This is a genomic window from Micromonospora sp. WMMD712 (genome assembly GCF_029581295.1).
Taxonomy (GTDB): Bacteria; Actinomycetota; Actinomycetes; order Mycobacteriales; family Micromonosporaceae; genus Micromonospora; species Micromonospora carbonacea.
This window is the reverse complement of sequence record NZ_CP120743.1, coordinates 1,993,172-2,008,042: the sequence shown is the minus strand read 5'-3', so window position 1 is coordinate 2,008,042 and position 14,871 is coordinate 1,993,172. Positions and strand designations below refer to the sequence as shown.

At 74.4% G+C, this 14,871-nt stretch carries 8 protein-coding genes and 1 tRNA gene; 2 read left to right on the top strand and 7 right to left on the bottom strand.

What is annotated here, in order from left to right:
- Positions 1 to 24: 24 nt before the first annotated feature.
- The 5 genes from O7633_RS08290 to O7633_RS08270 all read right to left on the bottom strand — a co-directional run bounded on the left by O7633_RS08290 (position 25) and on the right by O7633_RS08270 (position 9,806).
- Positions 25 to 2,550 (bottom strand): transglutaminaseTgpA domain-containing protein, encoded by a 2,526-nt coding sequence (locus O7633_RS08290; RefSeq protein WP_282327175.1) that lies wholly within the window; start codon positions 2,548 to 2,550, stop codon positions 25 to 27.
- A complete protein-coding gene (locus O7633_RS08285; RefSeq protein WP_282327173.1) occupies positions 2,544 to 3,719 on the bottom strand; it encodes a DUF58 domain-containing protein in 1,176 nt (391 codons plus the stop codon). The genes O7633_RS08290 and O7633_RS08285 overlap by 7 nt, the downstream gene beginning before the upstream one ends.
- Before the next feature lie 14 nt (positions 3,720 to 3,733).
- On the bottom strand, positions 3,734 to 4,741 hold the full coding sequence (locus O7633_RS08280; RefSeq protein WP_282327171.1) for a MoxR family ATPase: 1,008 nt from the start codon (positions 4,739 to 4,741) through the stop codon (positions 3,734 to 3,736).
- Between the two features lie 27 nt (positions 4,742 to 4,768).
- The gene (locus O7633_RS08275; protein ID WP_282328489.1) at positions 4,769 to 7,402 is read right to left on the bottom strand and encodes a fibronectin type III domain-containing protein; all 2,634 of its coding nucleotides are present in this window, start codon (positions 7,400 to 7,402) and stop codon (positions 4,769 to 4,771) included.
- 154 nt (positions 7,403 to 7,556) lie between these two features.
- Positions 7,557 to 9,806 (bottom strand): tetratricopeptide repeat protein, encoded by a 2,250-nt coding sequence (locus O7633_RS08270; RefSeq protein WP_282327169.1) that lies wholly within the window; start codon positions 9,804 to 9,806, stop codon positions 7,557 to 7,559.
- A 234-nt stretch (positions 9,807 to 10,040) separates the two neighbouring features.
- Here O7633_RS08270 and O7633_RS08265 point away from each other — a divergent pair.
- Positions 10,041 to 10,124: transfer RNA gene (locus O7633_RS08265), tRNA-Leu, on the top strand.
- 7 nt (positions 10,125 to 10,131) lie between these two features.
- Here the strand turns inward: O7633_RS08265 and O7633_RS08260 are convergent.
- Complete coding sequence (locus O7633_RS08260; protein WP_282327168.1) at positions 10,132 to 10,656, bottom strand: hypothetical protein; 525 nt, start codon at positions 10,654 to 10,656, stop codon at positions 10,132 to 10,134.
- Positions 10,657 to 10,923: 267 nt separating this feature from the next.
- On the opposite strand from O7633_RS08260, the gene O7633_RS08255 reads away from it, so the two are divergent.
- A complete protein-coding gene (locus O7633_RS08255; protein ID WP_282327165.1) occupies positions 10,924 to 12,330 on the top strand; it encodes an NAD(P)/FAD-dependent oxidoreductase in 1,407 nt (468 codons plus the stop codon).
- A gap of 369 nt (positions 12,331 to 12,699) precedes the next feature.
- Here O7633_RS08255 and O7633_RS08250 read toward each other — a convergent pair whose 3' ends face one another.
- Positions 12,700 to 14,820 (bottom strand): ThuA domain-containing protein, encoded by a 2,121-nt coding sequence (locus O7633_RS08250; protein ID WP_282327164.1) that lies wholly within the window; start codon positions 14,818 to 14,820, stop codon positions 12,700 to 12,702.
- Positions 14,821 to 14,871 lie beyond the last annotated feature (51 nt).

The following is a 14,871-nucleotide window of genomic DNA, read 5'->3' as shown; positions in this document are numbered from 1 at the left end:
CGTGGTGCGTGGTGCGTGGGCGGGTCAGGGGCGCCAGCGTAGGGGGCCCAGGTGGACCGACCAGAGCAGTCGGCGCCACCAGGGGCGGGCGGCGCGCAGGGCGGCGACGTACTCGCCGGCCAGGGCGGCGGCCCGGTCCGCCTGCTCGGCGGCGGCAGCGCCCGGCGCGAAGGCGAGCTGGTTGAGCAGCCCGGCCAGCTCCGCCAGGTCGGGCGGCACGGCATCGGAGGCGGGGTCGGCGGCACCGCCGGTGGTCTGAGCCGTGCGCGTGACGACCCCGGCCTCGCGGTCGACCCCGGCGGTGCCGTCGGCCCCGGCCTCGCGGTCGGCCCCGGCCTCGCGGTCGGCCCCGGCCTCGCGGTCGGCCCCGGCCTCGCGGTCGGCCCCGGCGGTGCGGGTGGCCCCGGCGGTGCGGGTGGCCCCGGCGGTGCGGGTGGCCCCGGCGGTGCGGGTGGCGCGGGCGTCGGCCAGGGCGGCGCGGGCCTGCTCCGCGATCTCCGTGGCGGCGAGGTCGCCGCCCACCGGCCGACCCGCCAGCCGCAGCGCGTCGGTGACCTCCCGCCAGGCGCCGGCGATCCGCTGGCCGGGGCCACCCGTGGACAGCCGGCTCCTCGACCGCGCCCGGCGCAGCCCGGCCAGCGCCGCCAGCACCGCCCCCACCAGCAGCAGCAGGCCACCCGCGCCGCCACCGATCAGCACCGGCGTCGACAACCCACCCGAGTCGACCGGGCGCGCCGGCCCCGCCTGCGGCGGCGTCTGCGTCGGCTCCACGGTCGGCTCGGGCACCTCCGACGGCGGCGGGTCCTCCGGCGCCGGCCGGAAGTCCTCCTCCACCGGGCGCGGCTCGTCGTCCGGCCGGGGCAGCGGGTCGAACGCCACCCACCCGAGCCCGGAGAAGAGCACCTCCGGCCAGGCGAACGCGTCGGCCGCCCGCACCGGCCCGGTGCCGCTGGAGGAGAAGCCCACCACCACCCGGGTCGGCAACCCCGACAGCCGGCCCAGCACCGCGAACGCCGCCGCGAACTGCTCCGACGTGCCGCGCTGCCCGCCGCCGTTGCGCGGACCGAAGAGGAAGAAGCCCAGATTCGGGTACGCGTGCCCGCTCGGCGCGTCCGCCACCACCCGGTAGTGCTCGGCGAGGAACTGCTCGATCGCCGCCGCCCGCGCGTACGGGGCCCCGTTGTCCTCGGCGAGCTGGTCGGCGAGCCGGCGCATCGGGTCGGGCACCCCGTCGGCCACCCGCAGCACCCGGGCCACCTCGTCCCCGGCCGGCACGTCCGCCGTGGCGAGCAGGTTGTTGTCGGGCTGCTCCGCCGCCGACGTGACCGTGTACCGCAGCCCCGGCGTCAGCCCCTCCGGCCGGATCAGCGTCCCCGTCAGCGGGTCGTACGCCACCCGGGCCCCGCCGACCTCGCGCGGGGTGGCCACGGCCGGCAGCAAACGGCCGCTCAGGTCCGCCACGGTGATCTCCTGCCGGACCGTCTCCACCGTCGCCCCCGGCGCGGGCTGCGCCGCCGGCAGGATCCGGCCGGCGTTGCGGTAGGTCGCGCCGACCCGCCAGGTCACCCCGTCGTAGTCGCTGAGCACCGCGAGCCGGATCCGCACCGACCGGCTGCCGGCGGCGTTCCCGGTGGCACCGGGCGGGCCGGTGGGAGAACCGGCCGGACCCGGTGCCCCCGTCGGCGCGCCGGGCCGCTCGGTGGTCACGTCCAGCAGCTTCTGCTGCGGATTCAACGCCCAGCCGGAGATCCGGATCAGCGGGTTCTCGTCCAGCGACTCCACCTGCGGCGGCTCCACGTACCGGCGCGGGTCCACCGGGCGCTCGTCGACCCGGCCCGCCACCACCGGCCCGACCACGGCCGCCAGCCCCACCACCACGACGAGGCCGGCGGCCGCGGTGGCGGCGAGGCGGGCCCGGACGGCCGCCCGCACCCCGGGCGGCAACCCGGCCGTGGGGTCCGGACCGGACGGGCCCGGCCGCCCGGACGGCACCGCCAGCCCCAGCGCGGCGACCGCCGCGAACGCCACCGTGGGCCACACCGCCGGGTCCGCGTTCGGCCCCACCACGTACACCGCCCCGGCGTAGAGCAGCGCCGGCGGAAGGTAGCCCAGCAGCACCCGGCCCGCCCGCAGCGCCACCTCCGCCCCCGCCAGCCCGGCCAGCCACGCCGCGACCAGCGGCACCAGCACCGTGTCCGGCGTCGGCTCCACCGGGATCATCGCGGTCAGCAACCGGGGGATGCCGTTGCGGGCCGCGTCCGCCGCCACCTCGACCAGCGAGCCCGGCAGTCCCGCCGCATCGGCCGACACCCGCAGCGACCACGCCGTGAAACCGGCCAGGCCGGCCACCGACAGCGGGGCGACCAGCCAGGACGGCAGCCGCCGGGCGGCCACGCTGACCAGCACCGAACCGACGGCCGCGCCGACCACCAGCCGGGTCAGCAGCCCACCCGCGTACACCCGGCCGAGCGCCACCCCGGTCAGCGCGACCAGCGCGACCAGCGCGACCGGCAGCGGCGCCGCCCGCAGCGCCCGCCACACCCTCACCATCGGCGGACCCCGTCCCACTCGGCCGCGAACGCCGCCCCGTCGGCGGCGTCGACGACCACCATCCCCGTCGCGCCGGCCGGCGTCGGCTCCGCCGCCCCGAACACCCCCACCACCACCGACGGGTACGCCCCGCGCAGCGCGCCGAGGCGGCCCAGTTCGCCCCGGCCACCCGGCCCGGTGAGGAAGACCAACGTGTCGCCGAGCCGGTCCCGGCGCAGCCGGGTCGCCGCCGCCCGCAACGCTGCCGTGGCGTCCCCGGTGTCCAGCCGGGCGGCGGCGAGCCGGTCCAGCGGCCCGATCCCCGCACCGGCGGCCTCCCCGGCCGGCCCCTCCGGGGTGGCCAGCCCCTCCGGCGCGACCAGCAGCAACGACACCGGCAGGTCGGCGCGCAGCGCCGCCGCGACCACCGACGCCGCCGCCTCGCACGCCGCCTCGAACGACTCCGGATCCCGGCCCGGGTGGGCGCTCGCCCGGTTGTCCAGCAGCACCACGATCCGGGGCAGGCTGGTGTCGACGTTCTCCCGCACCATCAGCTCGCCCACCCGGGCGCTGGTGCGCCAGTGCACCCGGCGCAGCTCGTCGCCCACCACGTACTCCCGCAGCGAGTCGAAGGTGATCGAACCCTGCGGCACCCCGTCCACCCGGCCGTCGAGGCTGCGCCCCGCCCCCGTCGGCACCGCCGTCAGCGGATGGATCCGCGGATGCACCCACACCGGCACCACCGACGAGTACGACCGCGCCAACGCCACCAGCCCCAACGGGTCGCGCCGGGTCACCCGCAGCGGACCGACCGGCACCACCCCCCGGCGGTCCGTCGGCACGTCGTAGTCGACCGTCGTGTCCCGCCCCGGCCGCAACCGCAGCACCGGCACCGGCACCGTCCGGTCGCCGCACCGGTCCTCCGCCAGCAGGTTCGCCGCCCGCAGCCGCCCCGCGTTGCGCACCGTCAGCACCATCCGCGCCGGATCGCCCCGCGACACCCGGTCCGGGTCCGCCCGCCGGGTCACCTCCAGCCGGGGCCGCCACAACGCCACCAGCAGCGCATACCCCACCGCCCCCGCCGCCGCCACGCCCAGCAGCGCCAACTCCGGGTAGGCGAACCGGAAACCGGCACCGAGCAGCACCGACGCGGCCACGAGCAGCCCGACGCCCCGGGCGGTGATCCCCACGCCCCGCAGCCGCCTCAGCCCTGCACCACGGACGGGGCCGGGGCGACCTGGCCCGACGGCAGCGGCACCGGCACCGAGGCGACCGCCTGACGCAGCACCTCGGCGGCGCTCACCCCGCGCACCTGCGCGTCGGAGGTGAGCAGCAGCCGGTGCGCGAACACCGGCTCGACGAGGGCCTTCAGGTCCTCCGGCATGATCCAGCCCCGCCCGTCGATCAACGCGTACGCGCACGCCGCGCGGGTCAGCGCGATCACCCCCCGGGGACTCACCCCCACCCGCACCTGCGGGTGACCCCGCGTCGCGGCGGCCAGCCGGACCGCGTACGCGTACAGCGGCTCGGCGATGTGCACCCGCAGGGCCATCCGCACCATCTCACCGACCGTGTCGGTGTCCGTGATCGCCGGCAGCGCCTCGGGGGAGCGGACCGTCGCCCCGCGCAGCACCTCCACCTCGACCGCCTCGTCGGGATACCCGACGGACAGCTTCACCAGGAACCGGTCGAGCTGCGCCTCCGGCAGCCGGTAGGTGCCGTCCATCTCCACCGGGTTCTGCGTGGCCACCACCAGGAACGGCTGCGGCACCGGATGCCGCACCCCGTCCACCGTGACCGTGCGCTCCTCCATCACCTCCAGCAGCGCCGACTGGGTCTTCGGCGACGCCCGGTTGATCTCGTCGGCGATGACGATGTTGGCGAACACCGGCCCCGGGTGGAACTCGAAACCCCGGGTGGCCTGGTTGAAGATGGTCACCCCCGACACGTCCGAGGGCAGCAGGTCCGGGGTGAACTGGATGCGCCGCCACCGACCCTTCACCGTCGCGGCGATCGCCCGCGCGAGGGTGGTCTTGCCGACCCCCGGCACGTCCTCCAACAGCACGTGCCCCTGCGCGAACAACGCCGTCAACGCCAGCCGGACCACCTGCGGCTTGCCCAGCACCACCGAGTTGACGTTCTCCGCCAGCCGGGCGGCGAGGGCCGCGAAGCCCTGCACCTCCGGCTGGGTGAGCGGTTCGTGCGTGTTCACGGCGGTGCTCCTTGCCTGGTGGGCCGGTCAGCAGGTCGGCAGGACGTTGATGTTGTCGCCGCCTTCGAGGTTGAGCCAGGCCCACGGGATGTAGTTCTTCCCCTCGAACTCGACCCGCACCCACCAGCTGCTCTGCTTCTGGTCGTTGTAGATCCAGGAGTCGACGTTCTCGCCCTGCCGCTTGCAGTACGCCTCCAACCGGGTGCCCGGTCGGGCCCAGCCGACCTGCTTGTCGTTGTCCTGCCGGGGAACGGAGAAGATCTCGTTGCCGTTGCGGCCGTCCACGTCCTTGTTGCAGTACGTCCGCTGGTCGCCGTCGGGGCCGTTGTTGCACGTCGCGACCCCGTACAGCGGGTCGGTGCTCTGCGCCCGCCTCGCCGTGCCCTCCCCGGCGGCGTTGCTCGCCGTCACCGTCGCCGTGTACGCCGTGCCCGGCGTCAGACCCGGCACGGTCGCGCTGGCGCAGTTGCCGGCCGTGACCGGCTTCTCGCCCGGGACGCTGACCGTGCAGGTGGCCTGCCCGCCACCGGCGTCCACCGTGAAGTTCACCGTGACCGCCGTGGCCGTCGCCGACGAACCGGTGACCGTGACCCGGGGCGGCGCCACCGTGCGGGCGGTGCCCGTCGCCGCCGCGCCCGGGCCCGCCTCGTTGACCGCCTGCACCGTCACCGTGACGCTCTGCCCGTCGCCCAGGCCGTCCACGGTGGCCCGGGTGTCGGTCACCTCGCTGCTGCGGCCGCCCGCCGCCACCAGGTACTTCGTCACCGGCCGGCCGTTGGCGGCGGCCGGCGACCACTGCACCGCCACGGTGCCCGGCCGGTTCGCCACCGTCGTCGCCCGCAGGTCGACCGGCGCGCCGGGCGCGGCGAACGGCACCACGCTGTTGCTCACCGGGGACGCCGCCGACCCGGCGCCCCGGTCGTTGACCGACACGACCGTGAACGCGTACTGCGTGCCGTAGTCCAGCTCGCCGGCCGGCACCACCAGCTCGGTCTTCGTCGACTCGCCGGCCGGCGCGTTGGCGCCCGCCGAGGTCGCCGTCACCGCGTACTTCGCGATGGTGTTGCCCTGGCCGTTCGCCGCCGGCCACTTCACCAGCACCGTGCCGTCGGGCCGGGCCTCGGCCGTCACGCCCGACGGCGGGTCCGGCACCGCCGCGGTCGGCGTCACCGGATTGCTGGACCGCGCCGGGCCGTCGCCCTTGGCGTTGACCGCGTGCACCGAGAACCGGTACGTCTCGCCGTTGGTCAGGCCCGTGACCTCCACCGACCGCTGGTTGGCCCCCACCTCGCGGCGCTCCCCGGCGCCCTCCACCACGTACCGGATGATCTCCGCGCCGTTCGCGGCCGCCGGCCGCCAGCTCACCCGGGCCCGCGCGTTGCCGGCCGACGCGGTGACGCTGCGCGGCGCGCTCGGCTTGCCCACCTTCGGCTTCTTCGGCGGGGGCGGCGGCGGGGGCACCGGCGGCGGGTCGCCGCCGAGCACGTCGTTGGCGTACTTGTTGACCTCGCGCACGCGGTGCTTGTCGTCGACCACCCGGGCGGTCGACGAGTCCGGCGCGTTGATGAACAGCCGGTTCTCCCGCACCTCCAGCTCCAGCGGGCCGGTGGAGCCCTTGCCGCCGATCGTGTCGACGAGCTGGCCGGAGGCGTCGAAGGAGTAGACGGTGCCCGTCGACTCGTCGGCGCAGTAGAAGCGGTCCGCCCACGCCACGGCCGGGCTGAGCTCGTCGCCCCGGCCCGGCACCGTGAACTGCCGCTCCTCGCCGCCCGCGCCGATCACGTGCACCTTCCGCTCGCCGGCGACGGTCACCGGCACCTTCGGCCCGCTCGTGCGCGCCGGCAGCGCCCCCGGCCCGGCGATCGTCAGCGGGGTGCGGACCACCTCGCCCCGCTGCACCCGCACCAGCGCGCCGGCCGTGCGGTCGAGCACCGCGACGCCGTCGTCAAGCGTGGAGACCATCAGCTCGTGGCTGGGCTCGGCGACCTCGTACGTCTCGACCCGCTTCGGCGAGATGCCGCCGCCCGGCGGCGCGGCCGGGCCCGGCTCGGACGGCAGCTCCGCCGCCGTGACCGCCGAGACGGTGCCCTCGGCCGGCACGGCGACCCACAGCCGGCCCTCGCCGTCGAAGGCCCCGCCGGTGATCCCCGGCGGGTAGCGCACCGGCTCGCCCACCGGGGCCAGCGAACGCGGGTCGAGCTGCCGGACGACGCCCTGCACGGCGTCCACCACGAACGCGGCATCGGAGTGCAGCGCCACGTTGACGCCCAGCCCCGGGGTGGTCCGGGTGCTGGCGGTGATCTGGAGGGTGGCCAGGTCCAGCGAGCTGACCTGCCCGGTGTTCAGGTCGCGCAGGATCAGCAGCCGGTCGGTCTGGACGACCTGCACCGGGTGCCGTCGCGCGTCGGGGACCTCCACCCGGGTGTCCACCCGCGCCGTCACGCCGTTGACCCGCGCCAGCTCGCTGCGCGCCGCACTCCACAGCCAACTGCTGGCGTCGTAGTTGGCCACCGCGTTGTCGGCGGCGCCCAACCCGAGGACGGTGAGGCCCATCGCGGCCAGCAGCGCGGACACCGTGCCGACGGTGACGAGGCCACCGCGCCAGCGCCGGCGGCGGGCGGCACCCGGCCCCGTGCTCACGGCGTCGTCGATGGTGGCCACAAGCGGCTGCCTCCCCGTGTCGTCGTGGCAGGTGAGCGCCGTCCACTGGCGACCCTCCCGTGAGCCGGGTGCCATCATATGACCACCCTGAGACAGGGGAAACCCGCACCGTCGGCCCGCGCGCACCCAGCGTGCACGCCTTGTGGACGGTCGCTCAGCGCGGCGTGGCGGTCCGCTCCCGCTGCGTACACACCTGCCCGGAGGTGGCGAACGCGTCGGTCGAGTACACGGCGAGCACCGTGAAGCAGTAGTCCACCCGGGCGTTCAGCCCGTTCACCGTGTAGCTGGTCTGCCCCGGGTCCACCGTGGCCATCACCCCCAGCTTCTGCCCGGCCCGGCCACCGGCCACCATGAACGGCACCGCGCCGGCCGACGGGTCCGTCCAGGTCAGGGTGATCGTGCTGCTGTCGTCACGCAGCTCCAGGTCACCCGGCGGTGGACCGTCCACCGTCGGCCCGGCCCCCGCCGACGGCGTCGTCGGCGGGGGCGGCCCCGCGGCGCGGCCGAGCACCAGCGCCGCGACGCCGACCACGACCACGAGCACGACCAGGGCCGCCACCACGGCCACGACGACCAGCACCCGTCCGCGCCCGGCCTGCTTCTCCTCGGGGTACGTCGTCTGCCACGCCTCGCGCGGGGACGGGTAATCGTCGTCGGGCCCCCCGCCACCCCGCTCGGGCCACGCCGGCCCGTCCCGCCCCGGCTGCCCGTCCCGCCCCGGTTGTCCGTCCCAGTCCGCTGCCGCCGGTGCGGGCGTGGCCGGGGCGTGCCCGGGGCCGACCGGCCCCGCCTCGACCGCTCCCCGCCCGGGCCACGGCGGCCGGTGGGGCCGGGCCGCCGGTCGGAGGTCGGGTGCGGGCGGCGGCGGGGACGCGTCCGGGTGCGCCGCCCCGTGGCCCGGGCCGAGTGCCCTCGACGGGTCCTGGAACGCCTGCGGCTGCGGTGCGGGCGCCGGTGCCGGTGCCGCCAGCGGTGCCGGTACGGCGTCCGGTCCGGGCCCGACCGGGGCCGGACGCCCGGGAGCGGACCCGAGGGGCAGCAGGGCCGTGCCGTCGGCCGTCGAGTGGCCTGCGTCGCCCGGTGCGGAAAGTTCGTCGTCGACGGGCTCGGCCGGCGAGGGCGAGGGCGAGACCAGGCCCCAGGGCGGCGCGGTCATGCCCCACGGCGGCACGGGCGACCCGCTGACCGGCGTGCCACTGACGGGCGACCCGCTGACCGGCGTGCCGCTGACGGGGGTGCCGCTCACGGGCACGCCGCTGACCGGCGTGCGGCTGACGGGCGCTCCGCTCACGGGCCCGCTGGTCGGCGGAGCGCCCACGGGAGGGGCTCCGGTCGTCGGGGCCGACGAGGCGTCGCCGCCCGGTTCGGTCGCGGCCCGGAGGCCCTCCTGCCGGGCGGCCTCCTCCCGCAGCAGGGGATCGAGCTGCCGTACCTGGATGGTCGGTTCGTCCCAACCGCGCGCCGGCGCGGGCGGCGACGACGGCTGCGGCCCCGGCTCGGCGGGCGCGCGCGGGCCCGGCGGGTTCGGCGTGGCGCTCGGCGCAGGCGGGTGCGGCACCGGCCCGTCCTGCCTGCCGGGCCCGGGGCGCGGGGGAGCCGGGATCCGTGGCGCCGGTGGCGCCGCCTGCGGAGCCCACGGCGAGACCGGCTGCGGCGGCGCGTCGGCACCGGAAACGGGCCTCGTCGCGGCCGCCGGGGTCGCGGACACCGGCGAAACCGGCGGTGCGCCCGACGCGGTCGCCGGGTGCGGCGGCCCCGGCGCGTGCGGGGCGGGGGCGACGAACTCCGGCGACCGGGACGGCGCCGGGATCCGGGGCGGGGGCGGCGGCGGTTGCCGCGGCGGGCCGGACACCGGCGGCGGTAGCGGCGGCTGGCGGGGGAACGGCAGCGGGGACGTGGTCGAATCGCGCGACGTCGATGGTCCGGGGGGCGCGGCCGCGCGCAGGGCGGGAGGAACAGGCGGCGTCGTGCCCGGCCCCGCGCCCCCGAGATAGTGCCGGGCCGCCTGCACCGCCGGGTGGTCGGCACCGAGCACGGCGGGCCCGGCGTCGGCCACCCGGGAGTAGTGGCGGCGGGCCTCGTGCCGGTTGCCCAGTTCCTCGGCGACCGAGGCGAGGTCGAAGGAGAACGCGAGCATCAGCGGGTCGGCGGGATGCCACCGGCGCTCGCCGGCTGCGAGGGCCCCCTCCAGTACGCGCCGCGCGGCGGCCGGGTCATCGGCCTCCCGGTGCAGCCGGGCGAGCAGGTGGGCGGTGCCCAGGACCTCCGGATGGTCCTCGCCGAAGCTGGCCCGCAGCGGGTCGATCGCGTCGGCCAACAGCCGGCACGCGCCCGCGACGTCGCCGGCGGCGCGCAGCGCGAGCGCCCGGTGCTGAAGTGCGGCCAGGGGAGAGGGCTGTGACACGTCAGCCATGCTGCCCGCAGAGGGCGGCCCGACGCCACCCGGCGGGTCGGCCATGATCGCCCGGCGACGCCTCCGGGCCGGCCGTCGTCGCCGCTGAGCTGGGCGGTCGGCGTGGTCCAAGGGTGATGTGCATGATCCACGAGGGTTGTGTAAAGTAAGCCCCCGTGCGGCCCGCCGGGTCGACCGGAGGGCAGCGAAAACCCCTTCAGGCGACACGGTAGGCTGAGCGAGCAGGTCCGGGTGGCGGAATGGCAGACGCGCTAGCTTGAGGTGCTAGTGCCCGTATAGGGCGTGGGGGTTCAAGTCCCCCCTCGGACACTTACAGTTACCCCACAGTAATCAGCGTCAGGCTTAGCCTCGACGCTGATTTTGTTGTGGCCGGTGCTGTAGTTGAGGGCGAGCCGTAGCTCGCGGTAGATGCTGCTCCGGGCGTTGACTTCGGCCATCCGGGCGGCGACGGTGGCGGGGTCGCCTCCGGCGTCCGCGATGGCGCGGTACTGAACGAGTTGGCGTCGTACGCGGCAATGATCTTGTTCGCCGCGACGATATCCGGAGCGACGAAGCCGGGGCCGGCGTTGGGTTTGGCGGAGTGGAGCCGGCGGATCGTATCGGTGAGCCGGTGCGGGGCGAACGCCTTGAGGAGCCGGTTGTCGAACGCGGGCACGATGTCCCGCTCGGCGACGTAGGCGTTGCGCGGGTGCTGGACGTGGTTGGCGAGGGCGTACTCGTTTGGGGTACCGGCACCGGTAGTAAGCGGCCTCATGTGCCTGGTGGCTCTGCATCCTGCGTCCGCATAGTCCGGTCCGGGCGGGATCGCGTCCTGCCCGACCGGTGCGTCCACGTCGGCCACGGCACCTGGCAGCCCGTTCACAGCATGGAAACATAAAAATAATCTGGTTCTTTGCTCCTTTGTGGACCTGGGCGGTGGTCGATGTCATGCTCATGCACGAGCGTCTATCGTTGTCGTGCGAGGATGGGGAACGCCTGTGTCGCTTGGTTCGCCATCGACTTCGTCGCCGCCCGCGTGCGGCCGTCGGTATGGGTTTGCCGCCGGGGCTGACGGCCCGCGCCTCGTCGACGACCCGATCCACGGCAAGAACGGGAAGGTGGCGGTGGCATGAAGGTTCTCGTAATCGGTGGTGGTCCGGCTGGGAGCACTGCGGCGACGGCAATGGCCCAGGCCGGACTCGACGTGCGGCTCATCGAGAGCGCCCACTTTCCGCGATACCACGTGGGTGAGTCGCTCACGCCGTCGTGCCGGGTGGTGCTGGATGCGATCGGCTTGTCGAAGATCGTCGATGACTACGGTTTCGTGAAGAAGAACGGAGGCGTCATCCATTGGGATGACGACCAGTGGGCGTTCGACTGGCACGAGCAGTCCGGGGTGCAGTCATGGCAGGTGGATCGAAGCGAGTTCGACGCGCTGCTGCTGGAGCACGCCCGCCAGAACGGGGTTGCCGTCACCACCGGCGTCACCGGTCGGTCGGTGCGGTTTGCCGACGGCCGACCAGTGGCCGTGGAGTGCTCCCCGGAGGGAGGTGAGTCGTTCACCATAGATGATTTCGACTTCCTGATTGACGCCACCGGGCGTAACGGGCTGCTCAGCGCCCGTCACTTCGGTAACCGTGAGCCGCTGAGCAATCTGCGGAACGTCGGCATCTGGGGCTACTGGACCGGTGCCAGCCTACTGCCCGAAACGCCGACCGGAGGAATCAACATCATTTCCTCGCCAGAGGGTTGGTACTGGGTGATTCCGCTGGCCGGCGGGCGGATGAGCATCGGTTACGTCACCACCAAGGACGCCTTCGCCCGTGATCGTCGCGAGCACCCGTCGTCGGATGAACTGTACCGGCACCTGATCGCGGCATCGCCGACCGTGGCGGGCCTGACCGCAGGGGCGGCGTTCGTCGGTAGCACGAGGGTCGAGACCGACTACTCGTACATCGCGGATCAGTTCTGCGGGCCAGGTTACGCGATCGTGGGTGACGCGGCGTGTTTCCTGGATCCGCTCTTGTCCACCGGCGTGCATCTCGCGCTCTACAGTGCTTTGACTGCGGCCGCGTGCGTCGCTTCGGTGGACCGTGGCGAGGTCAGCGAAACCGAGGCCCTCAAATTCTTCGAGTTTGCCTACCGTCGTGCTTACATGCGTCTCTTTGCGCTGGTGAGCATCATGTACGAGCGCTATCTCGGTAAGGACGGCTTCTTCCTCACGTCCGACCGGTTGATCGGAGACGAGCAACCCGCACAGGCGGAGGAAGGCGTTTCGTCCCGTTCCTTCGCGGAGATCATCGGTGGCCTTTCTGACCTGCGTGAGGCAGCCAACTCGTCCACCCGTGTCATCACCGATCGACTGCGGGAGGAGGCGGTGCGGGTGCAGATGCGGGCCGTACGCGCACCGGACTCCACTGGGCCCGACTTCACCCCGGTTCGCGGCAACCCTCTCTCCGATGCGGAGTCGGCTGACTACCGCCTCGTCACCAGCCCGCAGCTCGGCCTCGAGCGGGTCCGTGAGCCACGTCCCTGAACTCGGCAAAGGTCGCTCTTCCCCCTGGCCTCGACGATCCGCGCCGGACGCGGGCCCGCCGGGCACGGCAGGTCTGCGCCTGCCGTGGAGGTCGGACGTGTCGACTGCGCGAACCTGTCCCGTGGTCGCGTAGCCGATCGTGGTTGCCCTGGCCGTGCGGCCGGGGCAACCTGGGGGCAGTGCGGCCAGGGTGACCTGGGGCCCGTGCGGGATGCGGACGCCGGGTTGTGCCGGACAGGACATGTCGGAGCCCGCGGCGGACGGAGTGCGGGCGGAGCAGGTGAGCGCGCGCAGAGCGTCGATGCGGGAGACCCGACGTGCCCCCGCTGCCGGTCCGACAGCGGGGGCACGGGCTGCCCGCCTACCGGGTCACGGCAGGGTCCACTTCTGGTTGGCGGCGGCCAGGCAGGTCCAGAGGTGGACGGCCTGGCCGTCGGTGGCGCTGTTGTTGGAGACGTCCAGGCACTTGCCCGACTGTGGGTTGCGCAGGGTGCCGTCGGCCTGGGCGGACCAGTTCTGTGCGCCGCTGCCGTTGCACGTCCAGAGTTGGATCTTCGTGCCGTCGGCGGAGGCCCCGCCGGAGACGTCCAGACACTTGCCCAGCGCCTTCACGGTGCTGTTCGGCGTCACCGACCAGGTCTGTGCGGCGGTGCCGTTGCAGGTGTAGATCTGGATCTGGGTGCCGTCGGCGGTGGCCGCGTTGCGCACGTCCAGGCACTTGCCGCCGAGCCCGACGACCGGCCCGGTGCCCGGGGTGCCGGGGGTGCCGCCGCCTCGGACCAGGGTGAAGTCGTCCACGTCGAACAGGCCGGTCCCGGAGCCGGTGAAGGTCAGGTACACGGTCTGCGTACCGGCGGGCACCCCGGCCAGGGTGGTGCTGACGTCGGCGTACGTGGTCCAGCTTCCGGTGTTGGGCACCGCCACCTGACCGAGCAGCGGGCCGGTGGCCGAGCCGGTCCGGATGCCGATGGTGCCGCCCGATCCCCCGGAGACCACCCGCGCCCGCAACGAGGTGACCCCGGTCAGGTCGAGACCCGGGTACGCGGCCCAGTCGCCCGGGTCGACGTAGCCGAGCGTCTGTCCGCCGTTGGCCCCGGCCTTGGTGAACGCGCTGACCCCGTTGGCCGAGCTGAACGCCTCGGCCTGCACGGTGGTGTCGCCGTCCGGCGGCGGGGTGCCGCCCAGCTCCTTGATCCGGACGTTGCGGAACGACACGTCGTCGCCCGTACCGTGGTTCTGGAGCCCGACGTGACCGGCGAGCGAGCGGGCCGGGTCGGTGTTGGTGAAGTCGTTGATCTTCCGCCCGTTGAGGAAGACCTGGAGGCGCTCCCCCTCGACCAGCAGCTCGTAGGTGTTCCACTCTCCCGGCGGGTTCAGGGCGGCGTCCCGGGCGGCCAGGTCGGCGGACTGGAAGGTGTAGACCGCGCCGGTGGTGCGGTCGGCCGCGTCGGTGGCATCGATCTGGATCTCGTACCCGTTGTCCACCGCCGACCAGGGGTCGGTCGACGGCGGGAAGCCGATGAAGACGCCCGAGTTGTCGTCGCCGGACATCCGCCAGTCCAGCTTCAGGGAGTAGTTGGTGAACTGCTTGGCGCTGTACCAGTACAGGCCCATGCCGCCGACGGAGGTGAGGGTGGCGTCGGCGTTGCTGAAGCTGCCCGGACCGGCCTGCGACCAGCCGGTGGTGGACCCGTTGTAGAGGTTGGTGTAGCCGGTCTCCGGACGGCAGTCGGCCTTCGCCCGACCCGCCGCGTACCGGATGCCGCCGAGCAGGTGGCTGCGGAACGCCGCCTCCGAGTACGACCCCTGGGTGTGTCCCAGCCCGGTGTAGAACGACCGACCGGAGTTGACCGTCTTGCACCAGGAAATCGGATGGTCGCCGCCCATCGAGCCGCCCGAGTACGACGATTCGTCCAGGGTGGCGAGGACCCGGGCGCCCGCGCGCGGGTTGGCCTGGTAGTTGTACCACTCGTCGGTGCGGGTCCAGGTCTGCGGCAGGTGCCCGGTGGCCGGGTGCGCCCGGTTCTCGATGCGGACGTTCGCCTGCTGGATGGCCGGGTGGGAGGCGAAATAGCCACCCACCAGGCTGCCGTAGTACGACCAGCCGTACTCGGTGTCGGCGGCGGAGTGGACGCCGACGTACCCGCCGCCGCCGTTGACGTACGACTCGAAGGCCGTCTGCTGTGCGGCGTCCAGGACGTCCCCGGTGGTGTTGAGGAAGACCACGGCCTCGTACTGGGCCAGGTTCGCGGTGGTGAACCGGGACGCGTCCTCGGTCGCGGTCACGGTGAAACCGTTCGCCGCACCGAGTTCCCGGATCGCCTGGGTGCCGACGGCGATCGAGTCGTGCCGGAACCCGGCGGTCTTGGAGAACACCAGCACGTCGTACGGGGCATCGGCCGCACTGGCCGGAGCCGCCGCCGTCGTGCAGGCAAGAACCGTGGCAGCGGCGGTCACCGCGCCGAGGACGGGTCGAAGGAGTCTGCGCATGTCACGCTCCCGAACGGGGTGGAGGGTGGTGCCGGGGCACCCCGCGGGTGT